This is a genomic window from Leucobacter iarius (assembly GCF_039530105.1).
GTDB classification, from domain to species: Bacteria; Actinomycetota; Actinomycetes; order Actinomycetales; family Microbacteriaceae; genus Leucobacter; species Leucobacter iarius.
In genome coordinates this window covers 1,354,751-1,377,001 of record NZ_BAAAOB010000001.1, presented here as the reverse complement: position 1 = coordinate 1,377,001, position 22,251 = coordinate 1,354,751, and the positions used below count along the sequence as shown (strand labels likewise).

The window sequence follows — 22,251 nt, the reverse complement described above, 5'->3', positions numbered from 1 at the left end:
CTCCTTCAACTGCTCTCGCTCCGCGTTCTGCGGAGCCTGCGATACTCCAACTATATTCACTTGAATACATTTTCGCAAGGGGCGCGGCTGAGAGCCCGCTGCGCACGAGCGCGGGCCGCACCGCAGGGTCTGCGGCAGAGGCGCAGCCGAGGATCACGAGCGCTCCGGTGACCCGTAGACTGTTCCGACACACCACTGACACGATGAAGGACGAGGGTGCGATGAGCGCTTGGCGCATGCCCATCGAGGGGCACGAGCAGGATCGACTCTGGCTGGCCTGGCCGACGACCGGCTACACGCTGGGAGACACCGAGGCGGAGGCCGAGGAGGCCCGCACGACCTGGTCCGCCGTGGCGAACGCCGCGAGCGAGTTCCAGCCGGTGACGGTCGTCGTGAACCCGGGCGACGAGGCCGTCGCCCGCCGCTACCTCTCGGGGCAGATCGAGCTGCTGACCGCGCCGCTCAACGACGCGTGGATGCGCGACATCGGCCCGAGCTTCGTGCTCGGCGAGAACGGCCGCCTCGGCGCCGTCAACTACGTCTTCAACGGCTGGGGCGGCCAGAGCTGGGCCCAGTGGGACAAGGATCAGCACATCGGCCGCATCGTCGCCGAGGCCGCGGGCGCCGAGCTGATCGATTCCGAGATGACCAACGAGGGCGGCGGCATTCAGGTCGACGGCACCGGCCGCGTCGTGCTCACCGAGACCGTGCAGCTCGATCCGGGACGCAACCCGGGCTGGAGCAAGGCGCAGGTCGAGGCCGAGCTGAACCGCACCATCGGCACCGAGAGCGCGCTGTGGCTCCCCCGCGGCCTGCACCGCGACCACGACACCTTCGGCACCCGCGGCCACTCCGACATCCTCGCGGTGTTCCCGAACCCCGAGGTGCTGCTCATGCACCGCCAGGACGCCGAGAGCCACCCCGACCACGTCATCGCGCGCGAGAACCGCGCCGTGGCCGAGCGCTGGAACACCGAGACCTCGGCCGGCCTCGAGATCCTCGACCTCCCCGCGCCCGAGGCGCTGCGCGACGAAGAGGGCTTCGTCGACTACAGCTACATCAACCACGTCGTGATCAACGGCGCCGTGCTGGCCTGCGCCTTCGCGGATCCGGCCGACGATCGCGCCCAGGGCATCCTGCGCGAAGCGTACCCGGGCCGCGAGATCATCGGGATCGATGCGCGTCCGCTGTTCGCGCGCGGCGGCGGCATCCACTGCATCACGCAGCAGCAGCCCAAGGTCGGCTGAGTCCGAACCTCCCGAAGCACGGCCCCGGATCCCTCGCGGATCCGGGGCCGTTCTCGTGCGCGCGGGCCTTCGGCCGCCGGCGATGTCGGTGGTGCGGGATACCGTTGTCGGCATGCCCCCTCGAGAATCCCCGTCGACGCCCCGCTGGTGCGTCGTCGGGCGATCCGCGGCCGCAGGCGGGTTCGCGGCGGTCGAGATCGACGATCAGGGTGCGCGTTCGCCCGAGATCCCGATTCCGGCGGACGGGCTCGCCGAGTTCGTGTCGGCCCGCGAGGCCGAGGCGCCGCGCAGGTGGGTGTGGGCCGACACCCCCGCGGTCTACCCGGGACTCCTCTCCGCCGGCGTCCGCGTCGAGCGATGCCACGATCTGCGGCTCTGCCACCAGATCCTGCGCAGCTCGGAGCTCGTGGGCGATCGCTCCGCGGTTCGCGCGGCGACGCAGTGGGCGGTGCCCTCCGAGGCCGCCGAAGAACCGCGCGCACCCCTCGCACCCGCCCTGTTCGAGCTCGAGGCCGAGGCCAGGTCCGTGCGACGCCCGTCGGTCCCCGAATCCCTGCCGGAGGCGCTCGCCGAGTTCGACCGGCAGCGGGCCGCCATCGACTCCGCCGCCGAACCGAACCGCATCGCGCTGCTGCTCGCCGCGGAGTCGGTCGGAGCGCTCATCGCGGTCGAGCTGACCTCGGCCGGGGTCCCCTGGGACGCCGAGGAGCACGACCGCATCCTGAGCGAGGCGCTCGGTCCCCGGCCGGCTCCCGGCGCGAAGCCGGCGGCGCTCCTCGCCGTCGGCGAAGAGGTCCGCGCCGCGCTCGGCGACCCCGCGGCGAGCCTCGACTCGCCGCCGAAGCTGCTGCGCGCCCTGCGCGCCGCGGGCGTCGAGGCGTCCTCGACGTCGCGCTGGGAGCTCGCCGAGCACGAGCACCCCGCGATCCCGCCGCTCCTTCTCTACAAGAAGCTCGCGCGCCTGCTCGCGGCGAACGGCTGGAACTGGCTCGACGAGTGGGTGCGCGACGGCAGATACCGTCCGGTCTACGTGCCGGGCGGCGTGGTCACCGGTCGCTGGGCATCGAGCGGTGGCGGCGCGCTGCAGATCCCGCGCCAGCTGCGTCCGGCGCTGCGCGCCGACCCCGGCTGCCTGCTCGTCTCGGCCGACGTGTCGCAGCTCGAACCGCGCGTCCTCGCGGCGATGTCGGGCGACCGCGCCATGGCCGCCGCGGGCGCCGGACGCGACCTCTACGCGGGAATCGTCGAGAGCGGGGCCGTCGCCACCCGGCAGGACGCGAAGATCGCCGTGCTCGGTGCGATGTACGGCGGCACGAGCGGCGACAGCGGCCGTCTGGTCCCCCGGTTGCGCCGCGCGTTCCCCGCTGCGATGCGGCTGGTCGACGATGCGGCCGCGGTCGGCGAGCAGGGCGGCATCGTGACGACCTGGCTCGGACGCAGCTCCCCGCCGCCCGGCGACGAGTGGCGGGGCGTGCAGGCCGCAGCGAGCCTGCCGGGAGCCGGACGCCGCGAGGAGGAGCACGCGCGCCGCATCGCCCGCGACTTCGGCAGGTTCACCCGCAACTTCGTCGTGCAGGGCACCGCCGCCGAGTGGGCGCTCGCCTGGATGGGCGAGCTGCGCCGGCGGCTCTTCGCGTTCGAGCCATCGCCCGGCGAGGCTCCTATGGCGGCGTCCGGCCCGGTGTTCTCGGCGCGCCCCCACCTCGCCTTCTTCCTGCACGACGAGGTGATCGTGCACGCACCCCGAGCGCACGCCGAGGCGGTCGCGGGCGCGATCGAAGAATCCGCGCAGGCGGCCGGGCGGCTGCTCTTCGGGGACGCGCCCGTCGACTTCCGGCTCGACCTGCGCATCTCGGAGCGCGCGCTCAAGGACTGAGCGCGGCGGCCCGGTTCGCACCGGACCGCCGCGCCCCGCTTCTCACTCGCTCACGCGAGGTCGCCCTGCGGCAGGATCACCCTTCCTCGTGATCCGCGCGACGCCTGCGCACCGCGACCAGCCCGACGGCTCCGATCCCGACGACTCCGAGGCCCGTCGCGACGACCGCAACCCAGACCAGCCCGAACGGGGACTCCGCACCGGTCTCGGCGAGCGGCCGCTTCGCGCCCGCCTCACCGGAGGCGCCTGCGGAACCCGCGCCGTCGGAGCCGGCGCCGGCACCGCCCGGGGTTCCCGTCGTCGGCTTCCCGGTCGGTTTCGCGGTCGGCTTCCCGGTCGGCGTCGGCTGCACCGTCGGCTTGGGGGTGACGGTGGGCTTCGGCGTGGGCTTCGGGTCCGGCTTCACGGGAGCCACGGTGTCGAGGCTCAGGATCCGCACCGCGGGATCCTCGCTGTCGCTGAAGATCGCGGGAGCGCCCACGGCGAAGGTGACCCGCTTCCCCGCGGGGTCGCCGGTGAGGTCCGCGAAGGCGCGGCCGAGTCGCTGCCCGGCGCGCTCGCCGGCAATGAGTTCGACTCCGGGAACCGACGCCGACGCCAGCTCGGAGGTCTCGAGCACGCGGTTCGCGCCGGTCGCCTTGCCGGCCGCGAGGAAGCGGGAATCCACCGCCACCGCGTAGCCGGACCCCTCGCGGGCGGGATCGGGCGATCCGTCCATGCCGCCGACGAGCAGCATCGACCAGCCCTGCATCCGGACCGCGCCCACGCCGTGCCCGAAGTGGTCGCCGGACGCCATGCCGCTGATCCACCAGCCGCGCGCGCGGGGCGCCGCAGTCGTCGCCGCCGGAGCCGCGGCTGCCGCGGCTGCCGCGGCTGCCGCATCGTTCCGCGGAGCGGCCTCGCGAACGGCGGGTCCGTCGGTCGCGAGCGGGTCGGTTCGCACGTCGACGCCGTCGGGACCGCCGGTGACGACCACCGCGCTGCCCGGCTTCGGCTCATCCGACTCGCCGCCGATGAGCAGGTCGTCGTACCCGTCTCCGTCGATATCGCCGAGCCCGACCGTCGCCGTTCCGAGCAGGTCGTAGCCGCGCGGCGGCCCGTCGATCCGGAATCCGGGGATCGGGTCCGCGCCCACTCGCACGTCGGCGCTCGAGTCCGTGATCACCCAGACGGCTCCCGTCGCGAAGCGCTCCGCGCCGGGGGCCTTCCACGAGGAGGCGCCGACGGCGAGGTCCTCGCGTCCATCCCCGTTCATGTCGCCCGCTCGGCTCACCGAGACCAGGTCGATCCCCTTCCCCGAGATCCGGGGGCCCGGCGCATCCGCGAGACGCGACTGGGGCGGCAACTGCTCGGCGTGCAGGATCGTGACGACACCGCTCGTGTCGGTGACCGCGACCTCGTCGCGGCCGTCCCCGTCGATGTCGCCGACGCCGTTGCCGCGGGTGATCGATCCGAGCACGGTGCGGCCCCGGTCGCCGAGCGAATCGAGCCGGACCTCCGAGAAGTCGAGCGATCCAAAGACGATGAACGCCCCGACCGCTTGCGCCACCACCACGAGGTCGTCGATGCCGTCGCCGTTCACGTCGCCCGCGCAGCGCACGTCGACACCGCCCATCATGTTGCGGGCCGTGTCGATGATCCGCACGGGGCGTTCGTCCTCGACGCGGGACGTACCGCCGGTCGCCTGTGCCCCGGCGCCGAGCAGCACGTAGGCGCCCGTGGCGCCCGGACTCGTATCGAAGGTCGCGTAGGTGCCGACGGCGAGATCGGGCACCCCGTCCCCGTTGACATCGCATCGCGCCTGCGACGCGGTCGAACCGAAGGCCGTGCCGGTGGGGCCCTGGACCGTGCGGTCGGCAGCGGGGGCGGCGGTGGCCGGGGCGGGCGTCGCGAGCAGCGCGACCCCGGGGATCGCCAGGGCGAGCGCGGCGACGGCGCCGAGCGCCCTCCCGGCTCCGCGTCTCGACGGAGGAGTGATGGACACAGTGCACCTTTCGAACGTGTGCGGCCGAAGCCAAAAGATCAGACGTTCATTAACTTAGCCTAACCTAACTATCGTCTGATCATACGGGCCCGGGCGCCGCTCCCACCCTCATCGGGGGCCCATCGCTTCGCCCACGATGCACATCCGCCCGCGGGCGAGCAGGTCAGAACGGCCACCCTCCAGCCCGGTCGAACCTGGAAGACTGGGCGGCGGGCGCGCCGAGTCGCGCACGCGCGAGGACTTCGCAGTACAATTGCACATGCCACAGCACGGCCCGTGCTGCGCTCCGAACCCGCCCCCAGACGCCGCCGTCGATCAGACCCCGTGGAGGAACCCAGCAATGACCGAAACCCTCTCCCCCGAGCTCGAGGCAGTCGTCGCGCGCGCCGCGACCGCTGCTCCCGCGTACGCCGCCGTCGCGCCCGAGGATCGCGCCCGCGCCATCGTCGCGGTCGCCGACGCGCTCGAGGCGAACAAGGCGGACCTGGTCGCGATCGCGATGCGCGAGACCGGCCTCACCGAGGCCCGCCTCAGCGGCGAGGTCACCCGCACCGCGGTCCAGCTGCGCCTCTTCGCCGACACGCTGGTGACCGGCGCCCACCTCGACGCCCGCATCGACGAGGCCGACGGCGCATTCGCCCTCGGCGTCCGCCCCGATGTGCGCCGCGTGCTGCGCCCCCTCGGCCCGATCATCAACTTCTCGGCCTCGAACTTCCCCTTCGCCTTCTCCGTCGCCGGCGGCGACTCGGCCGCGATCCTCGCGGCCGGCTGCCCGCTGATCGTGAAGGCGCACTCGGGGCACCCCGAGCTCTCCGACGCCACCGCGGCCGTCGTCACCGCGGCGCTCGCCGGCGCCGGCATGCCCGATGGCACCTTCCAGCTCGTGCACGGCCGCGAAGCCGGCGTCGCGATCCTCAAGGATCCCCGCGTCAAGGGCGGCGCGTTCACCGGCTCCATCGCCGTCGGCCGCCTGCTCGCCGACATCGCGGCCGCGCGCCCGGCACCCGTTCCCTTCTTCGGCGAGCTCGGCAGCGTCAACCCGGTGTTCGTCACCGAGGCGGCGATCGCCGAGCGCGGCGACGACATCGCGAGCGGCTTCGTCACGAGCGTCTCGGGATCCGCCGGTCAGCTCTGCACCAAGCCCGGCTTCGTCTTCGTCCCCTCCGTCGAGGCGCTCGAGGCGCCCATCGCGGCGGCGGCGCAGGGCATCCCCGAGCACCGCCTGCTCGACCCGCGCATCGCGAAGAGCTTCGCCGAGCGCCGCGACACGATCCTCGGCACCCCCGGCGTCCGTCCCCTCGTCGAGGGCGGCGTCCGCTTCGACGCGGACGGTCAGGGCTGGGCCACTCCGACCATCGTCGCCGTCTCGCTCGACGACTTCCGCGCCGGGCACGAGCGCCTCGTCCACGAGGCCTTCGGCCCGCTGTCGATCCTCGTCGAGGTCCCCGCGGGCACCGATCTCGCGGCGCTGCTGCCCGAGTTCTTCGAGGGCAACCTCACCGCGACCCTGCATCTGAGCGAGGCCGAGGGCGCGGGCTCCGCGAACGCCGAGGCGATCGCCGCGCTGGTCGAGGCGATGAGCCTGCAGGTGGGCCGCGTGCTCTTCAACGGCTGGTCGACCGGCGTGGCCGTCACCCCGGCCATGCAGCACGGCGGACCGTGGCCCGCCACCTCCAACGATTCGAGCACCTCGGTGGGCACGGCCGCGATCCAGCGATTCGTGCGCCCGGTCGCCTACCAGAACGTCACCCAGGCGTTCCTGCCCGCGGCGCTGCGCGACGACAACCCGCTCGGCGTGCCCCAGGCGCGCACCGGCGCGGGCGAGTCCCAGGAGTGGGGCGCCCGCTGGCGCTGATCCGCACCGGAACAACGCGGAAGCCCCGCCGTCCCGAGGGGCGGCGGGGCTTCCGCGTTGCGGGAGCGCTCGGGCTCAGTGCCAGAGCACCGCGAGTGCGACGTTCAGCGTCGCGAGGCCCGCGATCGCGCCGAGCACGCCGCCCGAGATCTTCTCCTTCTTGCGGTTCACGAGGATCAGCACGATGAGGCCGATCAGCACGATGAGCTTCACACCGATCTTCATGTTGTTCGGGTGGCCGCCGAGACCGTAGATGGTGCCGACGAGCGCCAGTCCCGTGACCAGCAGACCGAGCGAGCCGTGCAGCAGCCCGTTCGAGATCTTCGCGCGGCCCTCGCGCACCGCCGGCAGCTGGGCGAGCGCGCCGCCCATGACCACGCCGAAGCAGACGATGTGCAGCACCACGAGGATCGACTTGAGGATTTCCATACCCCCATCGTATCCGGCGCTCCAGGCCAGCAGCAGCCGCGGCACGATCATCGTTCAGCCCCTTCCTCGATCACTCTGCTACTCGGTTCCCGACCCGCGGATCCGGCCGCTCAATCCACCGCGAGCGCGGCGACCGGCGAGACGCGGATCGCGCGGCGCGCGGGTGCGGCCGAGGCGATCATCGCGAGCACTGCACCGAACACCGCGACCCCGGCGATCATGCCCCACGGGATCGACGGCGGCATGAGCCCCGCCTGCTGCCCGAGCATGCTCTGCGCGGCGACCCAGCCGTAGAACGTTCCGAGCAGCAGCCCGAACACGAGCGCGGCGAAGGTCATCTGCGCGCTCTCGGCGGTGATGGTGCTGCGCACCTGACGCCCGGTGAAGCCGAGCGCCCGCAGCAGGCCCAGCTCGCGGGTGCGCTGCAGCACGCTGAGCGAGAGGGTGTTCACCATGCCCACGGCCGCGATCACCGCGGAGAAGCCGACGAGGCCGGTGAGGATCGCCATCGTGACGGCGAAGGTGCTCTCGAGCGCCTCCTTCATCGCGGGGTTGCCGTCGAACACCTGCATCGTCATCTGCTGGTAGGTCTGCAGCGCGACCGCGAACATCGTGACGAGCGTCACGCCGATCACGAGTCCGATCGTCGCGCGGGCGCTCCGCTCGGGGAACCGCACCGCGTTCGCCGCGGCGAGCCGGCCGGTGACCCCGCGCCCGAGCAGCCGGCCCGAGAGACGGAGCAGCGGCGGCATGATCCAGTGGGCGCCGATCGCGATGCCGGTGAAGGAGGCGAGCCCGCCGAAGAACGCGACGAGCAGCCCGAGCGGCGACACCAGGCCGACCAGCACGCCGAGCGCCAGCACGCCCGCGCCGAGCACGAGCAGGATCACCGAGAACACGGTGCGCCCGGTGCGGCGCTGGGCCGACTCGGGATCGAGTTCGACCGACGCCCCGGTCGCCGCGATGGGCGACACCGCGCCCACGCGCCGCGACCCGACCCAGGCCGACACCCAGGTGGTGAGCGCGACGACGGCGACGCCGACGAGCGCGAGCGGATCGAACAGCGGGTAGTCGTGCCCGGCCGGCAGCCAGCCCTGCTCGGGGGCGACCGCGACGAAGACCGTGCAGAGCAGCCAGGAGGCCGCGAGACCGATGGCCGCGCCGATGAGGCCGACCATGAGCCCTTCGAACGCCACCCGGGAACGCACGCGGCGCGAGCTCGCCCCGACGAGGCGCAGCAGCGCGATCGTGCGCGCCCGTCCGGCGATGATCGTGGAGAACGTGTTGGCGGTGACGATCGACCCGACGTAGAGCGCGATCAGGATGAACACGGTCGCGACGATGAAGAGCATCATCCGCATGGTGCCCGATTCCTCGACCAGCCGCGGATCGATCGCCGCGGTCAGGATCCCGACCGTCTGGATCAGCGTCGCCGCGAACATCGCCGAGAGCGCCGCCACGACGACCGTGGCGCCGTGGTCGCGCGCCGACCCTCCGGCGGCAGCGCCGAAGCCGCGCCCGCTCATCGCGCCACCGCTTCCATGCCGAGCATCGTGCGCGAGATGTCCTCGGCGCTCATGGGGCCGCGGTCGTCGACGATGCGGCCGTCGGCGAGGAACAGGATCCGGTCGGCGTGGCTCGCCGCGATCGGATCGTGCGTGACCATCGCGATGCTCTGACCCGAACGGTGCGCCGCGTCGCGCAGCAGCGCGAGCACCTCGCGGCTGGTGCGCGAGTCGAGCGCGCCGGTCGGCTCGTCGGCGAACAGCAGGTCGGGGCGGCGGGCCAGGGCGCGCGCGATCGCGACGCGCTGCTGCTGCCCGCCCGACAGCTGATGCGGGCGGTGGGTGAGGCGCTCGCGCAGTCCGAGCGCGTCGACGATGCTGTCGATCCACTCACGCTCCTCGCGCGTCGGCCGGCGGCCGTCGAGCTCGAACGGGAGCGTGATGTTGTCCTGCGCGTCGAGCGTCGGCACCAGGTTGAACGCCTGGAACACGAAGCCGACCCGGCGGCGGCGCAGCACCGTGAGCTCGGCATCGCGCATGCCGGTGATCTCCTGATCCCCGAGCCAGACGCGTCCGCCGCCGTCGGCGTCCGCGGTGTCGAGGCCGGCCATGACGTGCATGAGAGTGGACTTGCCCGAGCCCGACGGACCCATGATCGCGGTGAACTCACCGCGCCGGATCCCGATCGAGACGTCGTCGAGGGCGACCACGCGGTGCTCGCCCGAACCGTAGTGCTTGCTGAGGTGAGTGACGCGGGCGATGAGCCCGAGGTCGCTTGGCTGTGTCTCCATACCTCAGACGGTACGGATCGACGCGGGCGCTCCGCGTCGTCCCTGGGTGCCCCCCCGGGTCAGCCGACGGTACCGTCCGCGAGGTCCCAGGCGACGGCCGCACCTCCGAGCAGCGCGGAGCGCTTGCCGCACTCCGCGCGCAGCATCTCCGCGGCGCCGGCGCGGCGCTCGGTGCGGCGGCGGTACCGGAGTCCGGCGGCGGCCATGAGCGGGGTGTCGGCGGCGCCGAGTCCCCCTCCGATCACGATGGCGTGCGGGTCGAGCAGTTCCGTCGCGTCGGCGAGCGCGTCGGCGAGCGCGACACCCGCGGACTCGAGCACTACGGCGGCGACCCGGTCCCCGGCGTAGGATCTGCGCACGATCTCGGGGCCGCGCAGCCGCGCGCCGGTCGCCTCGGCGTACCTCCGCTCGACGCCGGTGCCCGAGGCCACGGACTCGAGGTTCTCGCCGCTCTCGAGGAGCTTCTCGCCGAGTGCGATGGCCTGCCCGCGAGCGCCCGACCAGGGGGTGCCGTCGATCACGAGCGTCGATGAAAGACCGGTGCCGAGGGAGACGTAGAGGAACGAGGCGAGCCCCCGTCCGGCGCCGTATCGGCCCTCGCCGTGAGCGCCGAGGCGGACGTCGGACTCGATGCGCGTGCGTTCGGCGGCGACACCACGACCCGCAGCGAGGTCCACGAGCACTCGGTTCGGATCCGTGTCCCATCGCAGCACCTCGTCCGAGGTCACCCGCCCGGCCGGATCCACGTACTCCGGCACCCCTGCGACGATGGCGAGGGGTTCCGACCGCCCTCCGCGGCCACCGCCGCCACCACCGCTGTGCGCGGCCTCGGCCACGACGCCGGAGATCGCGCAGCCGAAGACGAGCGCGCGGGCGATCTCGTCGCCCGCCGAGGTCCTCGTCGTCTGCTCCCGCTCGGCGAGGATGCGGCCGTCGCGCGCGACGAGGGCGGCGAGCGTCTTGGTCCCGCCGACATCGACGGAGAGCACCCGCTCACTCATGCGGAGGCCGGCCGGAAGAGCGTGGCCTGGAACTCGTAGGCGTCGTTGCGGTAGACGACCCGGCCGAGCGCGATGGGGACCCCGTCGACCCCGGCCGCGATCTCCTCGCCGACCAGCACCGGAGCACCCTCTGCGAGTCCGAGCTGAGCGGAGTCCGCGCCGCTCGCCCCCTCGGCCTTCACGGTGTAGTCGCTGCGCACGACGATGATGCCGCACGCGGTTTCGAGCCGCTCGTAGAGCGAGGCGTCGGTGAAATCGATGTCGGCGACCCCCGCGGCCCGCGATGTCGGGATGATGGTGCGATCGACGCAGGCCGGGCGGTCGTTCAGCGTACGGAGGCGGAGCATTTCGAAGACCTCCTCGCCGGGTGCCAGGCGGAGCAGACGTGCCTCTTCGGGCGCTGCATCGCGCAGCGCCGACGACAGCACGACCGCTCCGGGGCGGAGCCCGCGCTCGAGCGCCATGCTCGTGAACGACTGCAGCTCGACCCGCTCCTGCATGTGGGTTCCCGTGACGAACCAACCGCGCCAGGGCGAGGCCTCGATGCGGTGCTCGTCGGCGAGCACCGAGAGCGCGTCGCGCAGCACCGTCCGACTCACTCCGACGGCGACCGCGAGCTCCCGCTCTCCCGGCAGCTTGCTGCCGCCCGGGTACACGCCCGCCTCGATCAGCTCGAGGATCTTCGCGCGGGCTCCCTCGGCGGCGCGGCCGAGCCCGCGCGGCGCCGGTTCCTCGGCGCTCATGCCGCTCCCGCCGCGGCGCGGTCGGCGTGCAGCGCCGCACCGGGGATCAGCCGGAAGACGGTCGCCGGCCACTCGGGGTCGTAGCCCTCCCCCGCGGTGAGGCGGTCGAAGGCGCCGCGCTTCCCCGCGTCGAGCACGATCATGGCCGCCGCCTTCGACAGCTCGGCGATGGTCGCGATCCCGACCGTGACACCGTGCGTCTGCACCGCGTCGATCGACGGGAACTCGGGGAAGGTCGCGAGGTTGTCGCGCCGGGTCTGCTCGGCGAGCTCGACGATCCGCGAGCGGGAATCGACGGACGAGCCCGGCGGGTTGAACGCCACGTGCCCGTCGCCGGCTCCGCTCGCGAGGATGAAGAAGTCGATGCCCCCGGCCTCGCGGATGCGCACGTCGTAGTCGGCGGGAGCGGCCGGATCCGGGAACCACACGTTCTCGTCGGGCAGCGCGTGGCCCGGTTGCGCGGCGGCCGTCAGCACGCCCTGGATGTCCTCCCGGGCGAATCGGCGGCACGAGTTGTGCGCGTCCGCGGAGATCTGCACCCAGGCGTCGCCCGCGGGCTCCAGGTAGTCGTCCATCATCACGATGACGACCTCGCGCAGGTCGTAGTCGTGGGCGGCGAGCTGCTCGGCCAGCGCGGCGTAGGTGGTGACGGGGGTGCGCCCGCCGGGGCAGCCGAGGAGGAAGCGACGGCCCGCGGCGCGGGCCTCGAGCGCGCGCTCGACGATGGCGGCCGCGACGGCGCGCCCCAGCGCGTCGGCGTCGGCGTGGACTACGACGGGGTGTCCGAGGACGGACTGCTCGGAAGACGGCATGACAGGACTCCTCATGGGTTCACTCTTTCACGGCACCGGCGGCGATGCCGCTGATGAACCGTCGCTGGAAGAAGACGTAGACGATCAGGATGGGCAGGGCGACGATGACCGCCGCCGCCGCGGTGACGCCCGGATCGAAGTTCCGGGTGCTGCCGGCGAAGAACGACAGGGCGAGCGGGGCGGTCTGCACGGCCGGATTCTGTGGCACGAGCACGAGCGCCATCAGGAACTCGTTCCAGGTATACAGGAACAGCAGGGTGCCGAGCGTCGCGATCCCCGACTGCGAGATCGGCACGTAGACCTGCCACAGTGTGCGCCACTTCGAGGCGCCGTCGATGCTCGCCGCGTCGCGCAGCGAGGCCGGCACGTTGCCGTAGGCCGTGCGCATCCACAGCACGCCGAGCGGCACCGAGGTCGCGATCTGCGGCAGGATCAGGGCCCAGTAGGTGTTCAGCAACCCCATGCCGTCGAGCAGGAAGTAGAGCGGGACGATGATGCCCTCATAGGGCACGATGAGCCCGACGAGCAGCACCGCCATGATCAGCGGCTTCCCCGGGAAGCGCAGCACCGCGAAGGCGTACCCCGCGAGGATCGAGACGAGGAGCGCCCCGGCGACGACGCCGACCGCGACGACCACCGACGACCAGAGGGCCGAGCCGAAACCGCCGCGCTCCCACGCCTGCGCGAAGTTCTCGAAGCTGAACGACGGCGGGATCAGTTGCCCCGGCTGCCGTTCCTTCGCGGGCGTCAGCGCGAGCATGAGGATCGAGAAGAACGGGTAGAGGGCGAGCAAAGCTCCGATGCCGAGCACCAGGTAGCCGAACACGCGTTCGCGCGCGGGGACGTTCATCGTTGCGCTCCCTGCTCGGCCCGGGTCAGCCGCATGACGATTCCGACCACCAGGAAGATGAGCAGGGTGAGCACGATCGCGATCGCCGAGGCGCGACCGACGTGGTGCGTCGTGAACGCCTCCCGGTAGATGAAGTACGACGGCACCGTGGTCGAGGTGCCCGGTCCGCCCGAGGTGGTGTTCCAGACGATGTCGAAGTTGCGCAGCGCGGCGGTGACGAGCAGCACGAGGGCGACCTGGATCTCACCGCGCAGCGCCGGCAGCGTGACCGCGAAGAACTCGCGGATCGGGCCCGCACCGTCGATGCGCGCCGCCTCGTAGAGCTCGGTCGGGATGTTCTGCAGGCCGCTCACGAACAGGACGAAGGCGAGGCCGAACATGGCCCAGGTGCCGATGATCCCGACCGACGGCAACGCCGTCGTGAAGTCGCCGAGCCAGCTGCGTGCGATCCCGCCGAGCCCTACCGAGCGGAGCAGCGAGTTGAGGGGCCCGGTCTCGGCGAAGATCCAGCGCCAGGCGATCGCGATCACGACCGTCGAGAGGATGTAGGGCAGGAAGAGCACCGCCCGGTAGAAGGCGAGGCCGCGCACCCTGAAGCGGGACACGATGCCGACGACCAGCAGCGCCAGCGCTGCGGGGAACAGCGCGTAGAACACGATGAACACGAGCGAGTGCAGCAGCGCCTCGCCGATCTTCGGATCGGTGAGCACCGACTGGAAGTTCGCGAGACCGACCCAGGTGCTCGGCGAGATGCCGTCCCAGTCGAACAGCGCGATCCAGGCCGACTCGAGGGTCGGACGGAGCAGGAACACTGCGTAGAAGATGAGCGCGGGCACGAGATAGAGGAAGGCGTCCCAGTCGTACCGCCGCCAGAGGGGCTTCCGCCCGGCTCCGGTCGTTCGTGTGGCCATGGTGTGGTCTCCAAGCGTCCGGTTCCGGGCGACGCGGACGCGTCCCCCGGAACCGGATCCCTTACTTCTTGTTGTGGAACGCGGTCCAGTCGTCCTGCACGCGCTTCGCGAGCGCATCGGGCGTCGTACGGCCCGCGAGGGCCTCCTGGAGGCCTCCGGTGAAGGTGTCGAACATGGTGTCGGTCGCCCAGTCGTACCAGTAGAGCGGTCCGGCGTTCTCGAGCTGGTTCTTCGACGCGGCGAGCAGATCCGGGAAGGTGGTCTTCGCGTCACCGGCCTGCACGGGGTGGATCGGCACCCGCTGCACCTCGGCGAGGAGCGGGGCGGTGTCGGCGGAGTTCAGCATGCCCACCCAGGCGACCGCGGCGAGCTCGGCCTTGGACTTCGAGCTGACGTGCCACGGCATGCCGAACGATCCGGCGGTGGCGTAGCCGCCGCTCTTGAAGCCGGCCGAGAAGCCGAACTTCGCACCGTCGGCGATGCTGCTCGCGTACCAGTTGCCGCCGACGAAGAACACGCCCTGGCCCTTGGCGAACGCGGCCGCCGCGTCATCGGGGCTGGTGCCGTCGTAGCCGGCCGAGAGGTAGCCGTCCTTCGCCCAGGAGGAGAAGGTCTGGAGCGCCTGCACGTTGCTCGGCACCGCGAAATCGGATCCGGCAGCGCCCGCGATCCAGGCCCGGGTCTCCTTGGCCGGGGTGTCGGCCCCCTGCACGAGCGAGAACGCCTGCATCGCCGAGGCCTTGTCCGAGTTCCCGATCTCGAGCGGCACCTCGCCCGACTGCTTCGCCTTCGCGAGGGCGGCGGTGAACTCGTCGAGCGAAGCGGGCACCTGCAGGCCGAGCTTCTGCAGCTTCTCCTTGTTGTAGAAGAGCCCGACCATCTGGTTGTCGGGCGACATGCCGTAGACGTCGCCCTCGCCGAAGGTCTTGCCGTCCTTGGACCACTGCAGCTGGGTGATCGCATCGCCCGCGGCCGCCCGATACCCGTAGGCGTCGGCCACGTCGTCGAGCGGTCGGATCAGGCCGGCCTTGACGAGCGCGCCGTCGGTCGCCCACCCCTGATTGCCCTGGGTCACGTCGGGCGCGCTCGACGAGTTCATGGCGTTCAGCACGGTCGCCGTCAGATCGTTGAAGCTCTTGAACTGGATCTTCACGTCGACGTTCGGGTACCGCTTCTCGAACAGCGGGACGAACTTGTCGAGCAGTTGCTGCTCGCCCTGATCGGCCCAGACGTTGAGGGTGACCTTGCCGAGCTTCGCGACCTGCTCGGTCGTGACGGGCTCGGTGATCTTGGTGGTGTCGCCCCCGGATTTCGGGGCGCTGCCGCCCGGGGCGGAGCAGGACGCGAGCCCGAAGACGAGGGCTGCGCCGATGACGGCGGTCGAAAGACGCACTGTTCGACGGTGAAACGGCATCTGTTCGGTCCTTTCTAGTTGGCGGCGGGGCCGGCGAGATGCCGACGCAGCCAGTCGAGATTGGCGCGCTGGTCGGCGACCACGGCCTGATAGGTATCGGGGGTCAGCTGCTCGCGGTCCTGCTCGACCACGACCCAGCGGTCGTAGCCGGCGGCGCGCAGCGCGACGGCGAACTCGTCGAGGCGGGACTCCCCCTCGCCGAGCCGGGTGCAGGCCCGGGGGAACCAGCCGGCGAAGTCGTCGTCACCGGCGGCCCGTGCGGCTTCGAGCACCTCGGGGCGCACGTCCTTGATGTGCACGTGGTTGATCCGCTCGCGCCACCGCTCGTAGAGCGCGATCCCGTCGCCGCCCGCGAGCACGACGTGACCGATGTCGTAGGTGATCGAGAGGTCCGTGTCGTTCAGCAGCCGCTCGATCTCATCGGGCAGCTCGACGTAGGTCGCGACGTGCGGGTGGAACGAGACCTCGAGGCCGCGATCCCGTGCGCGCTTCGCGGCCTCCGTGACCACTCCGATCAGCTGCGCCCAGCCATCGCGATCCAACATCCGCGATCGGTCCTTGCGCGGTCGGGCGATGAGGCCCGGGTCGCCCTCGTCGGCGAGGATCACGAGCGCCGCCGGGTCCACGGCCTCGATCTCGTCGAGGGTGAGCTCCATCCGAGCGAGATCCCGGTCGAGCACCGCGCCCGGTTGCTGCGTGTTCAGTGGCACGTAGGCGCCGACCGCGGCGAGCCCCGAGGCGCGGAAGGCCTCGGCCGCGCGCTCGGGTCGCCCGAAGAATCCGGGCGGACCGAGCTCGGAGCCGGCGTAGCCGGCCTCGGCCATGGTGCGCAGCAGCTCCTCGGTCGTGGTCACCCCGTCGAGGGTGAGCTCGCCGAAGATCCCGTACGAGACCGGAGCGTTCGCGAATCGCATGATCAGCGGCCCGTCTCGATCTCGATGCGCGCACCGCTCGCGGCGGCGATCGCCTGCGCGATCAGCTGCAGCTGACTGATGTCGTCCTTCGCGCCGGCCAGGCCGGCCGGGTTCGGCGCGCCCTCGCGGATCGCAGCGGCGAAGGCGTCGAGCTGGCGCAGGAAGCCGGTCTCGTGGCCCGCCCGGTACTCGGTGTCCTCCCGGCGTTCGCCCGTATGCCTGCGGCTCACGAGGCGGCTGCGCTCCTCCACCAGGTAGGGCTTCGCGAGGTGGAACTCGAGGCGGCCGTTCGACGCGAGCACCGTGAGCTCCTCGTCGTACTCCGGGTAGTCGGGCAGCCAGTTCCAGCTGAGCACGACCGCGGTCTCGCCCGCGAGGCCCGTCGCGAGCAGGCTCGCCGGCGCATCGCCGTCGAGCGGGGTGACGACCTCGGCCGTCCAGCGGTCGGGGAACGGGATGCCCATGGCCCGCATGAGGCTGAGCTCGTGGATCACCGAACCGTTGAGCACGTTCGCGTAGTAGGCGCGGAGGCTCGCATCGGCGCCGGGCAGCGCTTCCTCGGCCCGAGCCGCGTCGGACGCGACGGCCTCGGCGATCGCGGCCGGATCGGCGTCGCGCGGGGCCGGCTCCATGCGCAGGTGCGAGATCTGGGGCTCGTCGGCCGGGTGCATGACGGTGACGCGCACCAGCCGGACCCCCTCGAGCGCGGCGTACTCGTCCGCCGCCGTCTCGAGCAGCGGATCGAACATCTTCATGTAGCCGACCTGCGTCACGACGCCGTGCTCCGCGGCGAGGGCTTCGAGCTCCTCGACCTCGCGCACGGTGAAGGCCAGCGGCTTCTCGGCGAGCACGTGCTTGCCCGCGCGGATCGCGTCGGCCGCGAGCTTCGCGTGGGTGCCGGGCGTCGCGATCAGCACGGCGTCGACGTCGGAGGCGAACGCCTCTGCGGGGTCGGAGACGGCCCGGGCCCCGATCGAGGCGGCCACCTCGGCTGCTCGGCTCGGCGACAGGTCGCAGACGATCCGCACGTCGAAGCCGGCTCGGCGCAGGCTCGTCAGGTGCACCGACTGGGAGATGGTTCCCGCGCCGATGACGGCGATCGAGAGGGGGCTCGAGGCTGCGCTCACTGCTGTGCTCCTTTGCAAGTGCGGCGCGGATCGTCTCATCCGCTTCCAACGCAGAGTCAAGCAGATTTATACCAATTAGTCCAGTTTTGGATCATCTGGTTCGAACTGGTCGGTTCGTCGGGTCACGGTTGGGAACGGAACGGGATCCGCGATCCCAGCCGCGCCGACGGCGCGAACGCCCGAGGGGCGCCGGATCCGCTCGGATCCGACGCCCCTCGGGCGTTGCGCTTCGACTCTGCCGGTGCGGCTCAGTGGAAGAAGTGGCGCTCCCCGGTGAAGTACATGGTGACGCCGGCCGCCTTCGCGGCCTCGATCACCTCGGGATCGCGCACCGAGCCGCCCGGCTGCACGACGGCGCGCACGCCGGCGTCGAGCAGCACCTGCAGACCGTCGGCGAAGGGGAAGAACGCATCGGACGCGGCGACCGAACCCGTGGCACGCTCACCCGCACGCTCGACCGCGAGGCGGCACGAGTCCACCCGGTTGACCTGACCCATGCCGACACCGACCGAGGCGCCGCCCTGCGCGAGCAGGATCGCGTTCGACTTCACGGCGCGGCAGGCGCGCCAGGCGAACTCGAGCTCGGCGAGCGTCCCGGCGTCCGCCGGCTCGCCGGTGGCGAGCTCCCACTCGGAGGCCGGAGCGAAGGAACGGTCGGCGTCCTGCAGCAGGAAGCCGCCCGAGACCTGGCGCAGCTCGAGCGGGCTCGGCTCGAAGTCGCCGGGCAGCACGAGCAGACGCAGGTTCTTCTTCTGCGTGAGGATCGCGAGCGCCTCGGGATCGAAGCCGGGAGCGATGATCACCTCGGTGAAGATGCCCGAGACCGTCTCGGCCATGGCCTTCGTGACGGTGCGGTTCGCGGCGATCACTCCGCCGAACGCCGACACCGGGTCGCAGGCGTGCGCCAGCTCGTGGGCGGCCGCGATCTCGTCGGCCGCCCCCTCGGGCGCCACCGCGATCCCGCACGGGTTCGCGTGCTTGATGATCGCGACCGCCGGACGGTCGTGGTCGTAGGCCGCGCGCAGGGCCGCGTCGGCGTCGACGTAGTTGTTGTACGACATCTCCTTGCCGTGCAGCTGGGTCGCCTGCGCGATCCCGGTGCCGCCCGGCTCGGTGAAGAGCGCCGCGCGCTGGTGGCTGTTCTCGCCGTAGCGCAGCACCGCGTCGCGCAGGCCGCCGACCTCGAGGCCGACGGTCGTGCCGGTCGGGTCTTCGAGGTCGATCGCGAAGATCGCGTCGATCGAGCCCGCGGTCCCGTCCTCGCCGTCGAAGTCCGCGTCGTCGTCCAGCAGCGCCTCGGCACCCTGCTCCGCGCCGAAGTCGGCGTCGAAGTCCGCGTCGAACCCGGCCTCGTCGAGCGTCTCGCCCGTCCAGCCGACGAACTCCTGCTCGAGGAAGTAGGTCGCGACCGAGGCGTCGTACGAAGCGGTGTGCGTGAAGGCGTCGGCGGCGAGCGAGCGACGCAGGTCGAGGGTCGTACCGCCCGCCTGCACCGCCTCGATGACCTCGTCGTAGCGCTCGGGCGACACGACGATGGCCGCATTGGCGTGGTTCTTCGCCGTGGCGCGCACCATCGCCGGGCCGCCGATGTCGACGTTCTCGATCACGTCGGCGACGGGCTTGCCCGCGGCCACCGTCTCCTCGAACGGGTAGAGGTTCACGACGACGAGCTCGAACGGCTCGATGCCGAGCTGCGCGAGCTGATCGCGGTGATCGGCGAGGCGGAGGTCGGCGAGCAGGCCGGCGTGCACCGAGGGGTGCAGCGTCTTGACGCGCCCGTCGAGCGCCTCGGCGAATCCGGTGACCTCGGCGACGTCGGTGACCGGGTGGCCCGCGTCGCGGATCGTCGACGCCGTGGAACCGGTCGACACGATCTCGACGCCCGCGGCGGCGAGCGCCCCGGCGAGTTCGAGCAGGCGGGACTTGTCGCTCACCGAGATGAGCGCCCGGCGCACCGGGATCAGATCGCGGTGCTCGTACAGGCTGGGGTCGTGGCTCTGGACTGCCATCAGGTTCGGTCTCCTATTCGGCCGATTGGGGAAGGTTCAGGTCTCCGGTCGCGATGTCGCGCACGACATCGACGAGCAGGGGGCGCTCGAGCTGCTTGATCCGCTCGTGGAGCTCGTCCTCGGTCTCGCCGTCGCGCACGACGACGGAGCGCTGGCGCAGCACGGGGCCGGTGTCGACGCCCTCGTCGATCACGTGCACGGTCACGCCCGTCTCTGCGGCGCCTGCGGCGAGCGCGTCGCGCACGGCGTGCGCTCCGGGGAAGTTCGGCAGCAGCGCGGGGTGGGTGTTGATGAGGGCGGGCGAGAAGAGGCGCACGAAGCCGGGCGGCAGGATCCGCATGAGCCCGGCGCTCACGACGAGGCTCGGTTCGGGGCCGGTGCCGACGCCGTGCTCCTGGATGGCGGCGGCGAGCAGCTGGCCCCATTCCTCGCGAGTGTCGGAGTCGGCGGGCCGCACGACGAAGGTCGGAATGCCCGCGGCTTCGGCGTGGGCGAGTCCGGGCGCCTCGGTGTCGGATCCCACGACCGCGATGCGGGCGGGGAAGCCGGGTTCGGAGGTCGCGTCGATCAGGGCCTTGAGGTTGCTGCCCCCACCGGAGATCAGCACCGCGATGTTCAGCACGCGGCAAGTCTAGCGGGGCCGCGGAGCATACGCTCTCGAAACAGTCGCCGCGGTCTCATTGGAGTGGGCGCCCCGCGCGTCCGCCCGAAGAAAGCAGGTTCCGCATGTCCGTTCACGCCCCGACCGTCCGTTCCGAGTACGCTCCCCGCCCCGCCGCGGTCGTCTTCCTGCTGCTCGTCGTCGCCGGGATCGGCGTCGTCACCCTCGGACCGCGCGGTCTCGTGCTGACGGCGCGCATCGAGGCGGTCGACGCAATCAATGCGGTGCTCGCTCGCTTCGACGCGTCGCTCACGACGATGCAGATCGAGGACCTCGCCAACGTCGCGCTGTTCGTGCCGCTCGGCCTCGCGGTCGCCGCGGTGCTCCCCCGCCGTGCGTGGTGGTTCGCACTGCCGATCTGCGTCGCGGCGACCGCGGCGATCGAGCTGAGCCAGACGGTGATCCCCGGTCGGGTCCCGGATCTGTCCGACGTCGTGCTCAACGCCGCCGGCGCCGCGATCGGTTGCGCGATCCTGGGGATCTCGCGAGCGGTCCGGCGCAACTGATATCCCAATTTCGTTTCGCGCTGCCGCGCGGGTACCATGCCACACGGCGAACCCGCCGCCGTCGAACCGAAAGAGGCATCACCCGTGCAGGAACCGGCTTCCGCTCCGTCCCCGTCGAACGGAGCCAAGCTCCGCCCGCGGCACGTCACCATGATCACGCTCGGCGGCATCATCGGCGCGAGCCTCTTCGTCGGGTCCGGCAACATCATCCGCTCGGTGGGTCCGGCCGCGATCATCTCCTACCTCATCGGCGGCCTGCTCGTGTTCCTCGCGATGCGCATGCTCGGCGAGATGGCCGCGGCTCGGCCTGCGATCGGCTCGTTCATGGAGTACGCCCGCGTCGGGCTGGGTGACTGGGCCGCCTACCTCGTCGGCTGGCTCTACTGGTACTTCTGGGTCGGCGTGCTCGCCTACGAGGCGGTGCTCGGCGGCGAGACCCTGCACTCCTGGTTCGTGTTCCTGCCGGGCTGGGCGTGGTCGCTGATCCTGATCGCCGTGTTCATCGGCGCCAATCTGATCTCGGTGCGCACCTTCGGCGAAGTCGAGTTCTGGCTCGCCAGCATCAAGGTCATCGCGATCGTCGTGTTCCTCGGCGCGGGCCTGCTCTTCGCGCTCGGCCTGTGGCCGCAGTCGACCTTCTCCGTTCCGAACCTCTGGGAGCACGGCGGATTCGCCCCGAACGGCTTCGGCATCGCGTTCACGGGCGTCGCGCTCGTCATCTTCTCGTACTTCGGCACCGAGATCGCGGTGATGGCCGCGGCCGAGTCCGAGAACCCCGCGAAGGGCATCAAGCAGGCCACCAGCACCGTCATCTGGCGGATCCTGCTGTTCTTCGTCGGCGCCGTGCTCATCATCACGATGGTCGTGCCCTGGGACGAGCTGCCCGAGCCCGTGAACGTGGCGACCGCGCCCTTCACCTACGTGTTCTCGCTGCTCGGCGTCCCCGGCGCCGCCGCGATCATGCAGATCATCATCTTCACCGCCGTGATCTCGGTGCTCAATTCGGGCCTCTACTCGGCGTCGCGCATGTTCGCAGCCCTCGCCGAGCAGGGGTACGCCCCGCGCATCATGACGCGTCGGACCCGCTCGGGCGTCCCCGCCTTCGCACTGTTCGCCTCCACCATCGGCGCGGTCGCCGCGACCATCGTCAACTTCGCGGCGCCCGAGTCCGGCGTCTTCGACTTCATTATGAACTCGGCCGGCCTCGTGGCGCTCTTCGTCTACGTCTTCATCGCGCTCACGCAGATGCGGATGCGGCAGAAGATGTCGGCCGAGGAGGTCGCCGGACTGAAGCTGAAGATGTGGCTCCACCCGTGGCTCAACATCCTCCTCATCGCCGCGATCGCAGCGGTGCTCGTCGTGATGCTGAGCTCCGAGACCGGCCGCACGCAGGTGTGGACGAGCCTCATCGCGACCGGCGCGCTCGTCGCCTGCTGGCCCCTGGTACGACGCTCGCTCGCGAAGCGCCGGGCCGCGGCTGCGGGCGCGGGCGCGGGCGTCGATCCCGCAGCCGAAGCCGAGCAGATCGCGGCCGACGAGGCCGCGGGCTCCGAGGCGCACGGGCACTGATCCGCACCGTTCCGGAGCGGCGGTCTGGGCCGTCCGCTCCGGAACGC

At 71.7% G+C, this 22,251-nt stretch carries 19 protein-coding genes; 5 read left to right on the top strand and 14 right to left on the bottom strand.

Going from position 1 to position 22,251, the window contains the following annotated elements:
* Positions 1-221 precede the first annotated feature (221 nt).
* A complete protein-coding gene (locus tag ABD169_RS06075; protein ID WP_046456562.1) occupies positions 222-1,247 on the top strand; it encodes an agmatine deiminase family protein in 1,026 nt (341 codons plus the stop codon).
* Between the two features lie 112 nt (positions 1,248-1,359).
* Positions 1,360-3,123: a bifunctional 3'-5' exonuclease/DNA polymerase gene (locus ABD169_RS06070; protein ID WP_344030559.1), complete on the top strand. Its 1,764-nt coding sequence runs from the start codon at positions 1,360-1,362 to the stop codon at positions 3,121-3,123.
* A gap of 76 nt (positions 3,124-3,199) precedes the next feature.
* Here the strand turns inward: ABD169_RS06070 and ABD169_RS06065 are convergent, their stop codons facing one another.
* On the bottom strand, positions 3,200-5,107 hold the full coding sequence (locus tag ABD169_RS06065; protein ID WP_344030556.1) for an FG-GAP repeat domain-containing protein: 1,908 nt from the start codon (positions 5,105-5,107) through the stop codon (positions 3,200-3,202).
* 340 nt (positions 5,108-5,447) lie between these two features.
* Here ABD169_RS06065 and ABD169_RS06060 point away from each other — a divergent pair, with 340 nt between their 5' ends.
* Positions 5,448-6,962, top strand: coding sequence for an aldehyde dehydrogenase (NADP(+)) (locus ABD169_RS06060; RefSeq protein ID WP_344030553.1), 1,515 nt, complete (start codon positions 5,448-5,450; stop codon positions 6,960-6,962).
* Positions 6,963-7,037: 75 nt separating this feature from the next.
* Here ABD169_RS06060 and ABD169_RS06055 read toward each other — a convergent pair whose 3' ends face one another.
* From ABD169_RS06055 to purN, 13 genes are all read right to left on the bottom strand, one after another.
* A complete protein-coding gene (locus ABD169_RS06055) occupies positions 7,038-7,391 on the bottom strand; it encodes a hypothetical protein (protein WP_344030550.1) in 354 nt (117 codons plus the stop codon).
* A gap of 110 nt (positions 7,392-7,501) precedes the next feature.
* Complete coding sequence (locus ABD169_RS06050; RefSeq protein WP_344030547.1) at positions 7,502-8,917, bottom strand: FtsX-like permease family protein; 1,416 nt, start codon at positions 8,915-8,917, stop codon at positions 7,502-7,504.
* Complete coding sequence (locus ABD169_RS06045; RefSeq protein WP_046456566.1) at positions 8,914-9,687, bottom strand: ABC transporter ATP-binding protein; 774 nt, start codon at positions 9,685-9,687, stop codon at positions 8,914-8,916. Before ABD169_RS06045 ends, ABD169_RS06050 begins: the two co-directional genes overlap by 4 nt.
* 59 nt (positions 9,688-9,746) lie before the next feature.
* A complete protein-coding gene (locus tag ABD169_RS06040) occupies positions 9,747-10,676 on the bottom strand; it encodes an ROK family protein (RefSeq protein WP_344030544.1) in 930 nt (309 codons plus the stop codon).
* Positions 10,677-10,684: 8 nt separating this feature from the next.
* Complete coding sequence (locus tag ABD169_RS06035) at positions 10,685-11,431, bottom strand: GntR family transcriptional regulator (protein ID WP_344030542.1); 747 nt, start codon at positions 11,429-11,431, stop codon at positions 10,685-10,687.
* Positions 11,428-12,243 carry a 6-phosphogluconolactonase gene (locus ABD169_RS06030; protein WP_344030540.1) on the bottom strand — a complete coding sequence of 272 codons (816 nt, stop codon included), beginning with the start codon at positions 12,241-12,243 and terminating at the stop codon, positions 11,428-11,430. The genes ABD169_RS06035 and ABD169_RS06030 overlap by 4 nt, the downstream gene beginning before the upstream one ends.
* A gap of 19 nt (positions 12,244-12,262) precedes the next feature.
* The gene (locus tag ABD169_RS06025) at positions 12,263-13,093 is read right to left on the bottom strand and encodes a carbohydrate ABC transporter permease (protein ID WP_344030537.1); all 831 of its coding nucleotides are present in this window, start codon (positions 13,091-13,093) and stop codon (positions 12,263-12,265) included.
* Positions 13,090-14,004: a carbohydrate ABC transporter permease gene (locus ABD169_RS06020; RefSeq protein ID WP_344030535.1), complete on the bottom strand. Its 915-nt coding sequence runs from the start codon at positions 14,002-14,004 to the stop codon at positions 13,090-13,092. Before ABD169_RS06020 ends, ABD169_RS06025 begins: the two co-directional genes overlap by 4 nt.
* A gap of 61 nt (positions 14,005-14,065) precedes the next feature.
* Positions 14,066-15,397 (bottom strand): ABC transporter substrate-binding protein, encoded by a 1,332-nt coding sequence (locus ABD169_RS06015; protein ID WP_344030533.1) that lies wholly within the window; start codon positions 15,395-15,397, stop codon positions 14,066-14,068.
* Between the two features lie 35 nt (positions 15,398-15,432).
* On the bottom strand, positions 15,433-16,332 hold the full coding sequence (locus tag ABD169_RS06010; RefSeq protein ID WP_344030530.1) for a sugar phosphate isomerase/epimerase family protein: 900 nt from the start codon (positions 16,330-16,332) through the stop codon (positions 15,433-15,435).
* Between the two features lie 2 nt (positions 16,333-16,334).
* Positions 16,335-17,459 carry a Gfo/Idh/MocA family protein gene (locus ABD169_RS06005; RefSeq protein ID WP_344030527.1) on the bottom strand — a complete coding sequence of 375 codons (1,125 nt, stop codon included), beginning with the start codon at positions 17,457-17,459 and terminating at the stop codon, positions 16,335-16,337.
* Between the two features lie 248 nt (positions 17,460-17,707).
* Positions 17,708-19,468: a bifunctional phosphoribosylaminoimidazolecarboxamide formyltransferase/IMP cyclohydrolase gene (purH, locus tag ABD169_RS06000; protein ID WP_344030524.1), complete on the bottom strand. Its 1,761-nt coding sequence runs from the start codon at positions 19,466-19,468 to the stop codon at positions 17,708-17,710.
* Positions 19,469-19,481: 13 nt separating this feature from the next.
* Complete coding sequence (purN, locus tag ABD169_RS05995) at positions 19,482-20,090, bottom strand: phosphoribosylglycinamide formyltransferase (RefSeq protein ID WP_046456568.1); 609 nt, start codon at positions 20,088-20,090, stop codon at positions 19,482-19,484.
* Between the two features lie 104 nt (positions 20,091-20,194).
* Between purN and ABD169_RS05990 the strand changes: the two genes are divergently transcribed.
* Together ABD169_RS05990 and ABD169_RS05985 are read left to right on the top strand one after the other, a co-directional pair.
* Positions 20,195-20,635, top strand: a complete 441-nt coding sequence (locus ABD169_RS05990; protein ID WP_344030521.1) for a VanZ family protein — start codon at positions 20,195-20,197, stop codon at positions 20,633-20,635.
* Between the two features lie 84 nt (positions 20,636-20,719).
* Positions 20,720-22,204, top strand: coding sequence for an amino acid permease (locus ABD169_RS05985; protein WP_344030518.1), 1,485 nt, complete (start codon positions 20,720-20,722; stop codon positions 22,202-22,204).
* Positions 22,205-22,251: the final 47 nt, after the last annotated feature.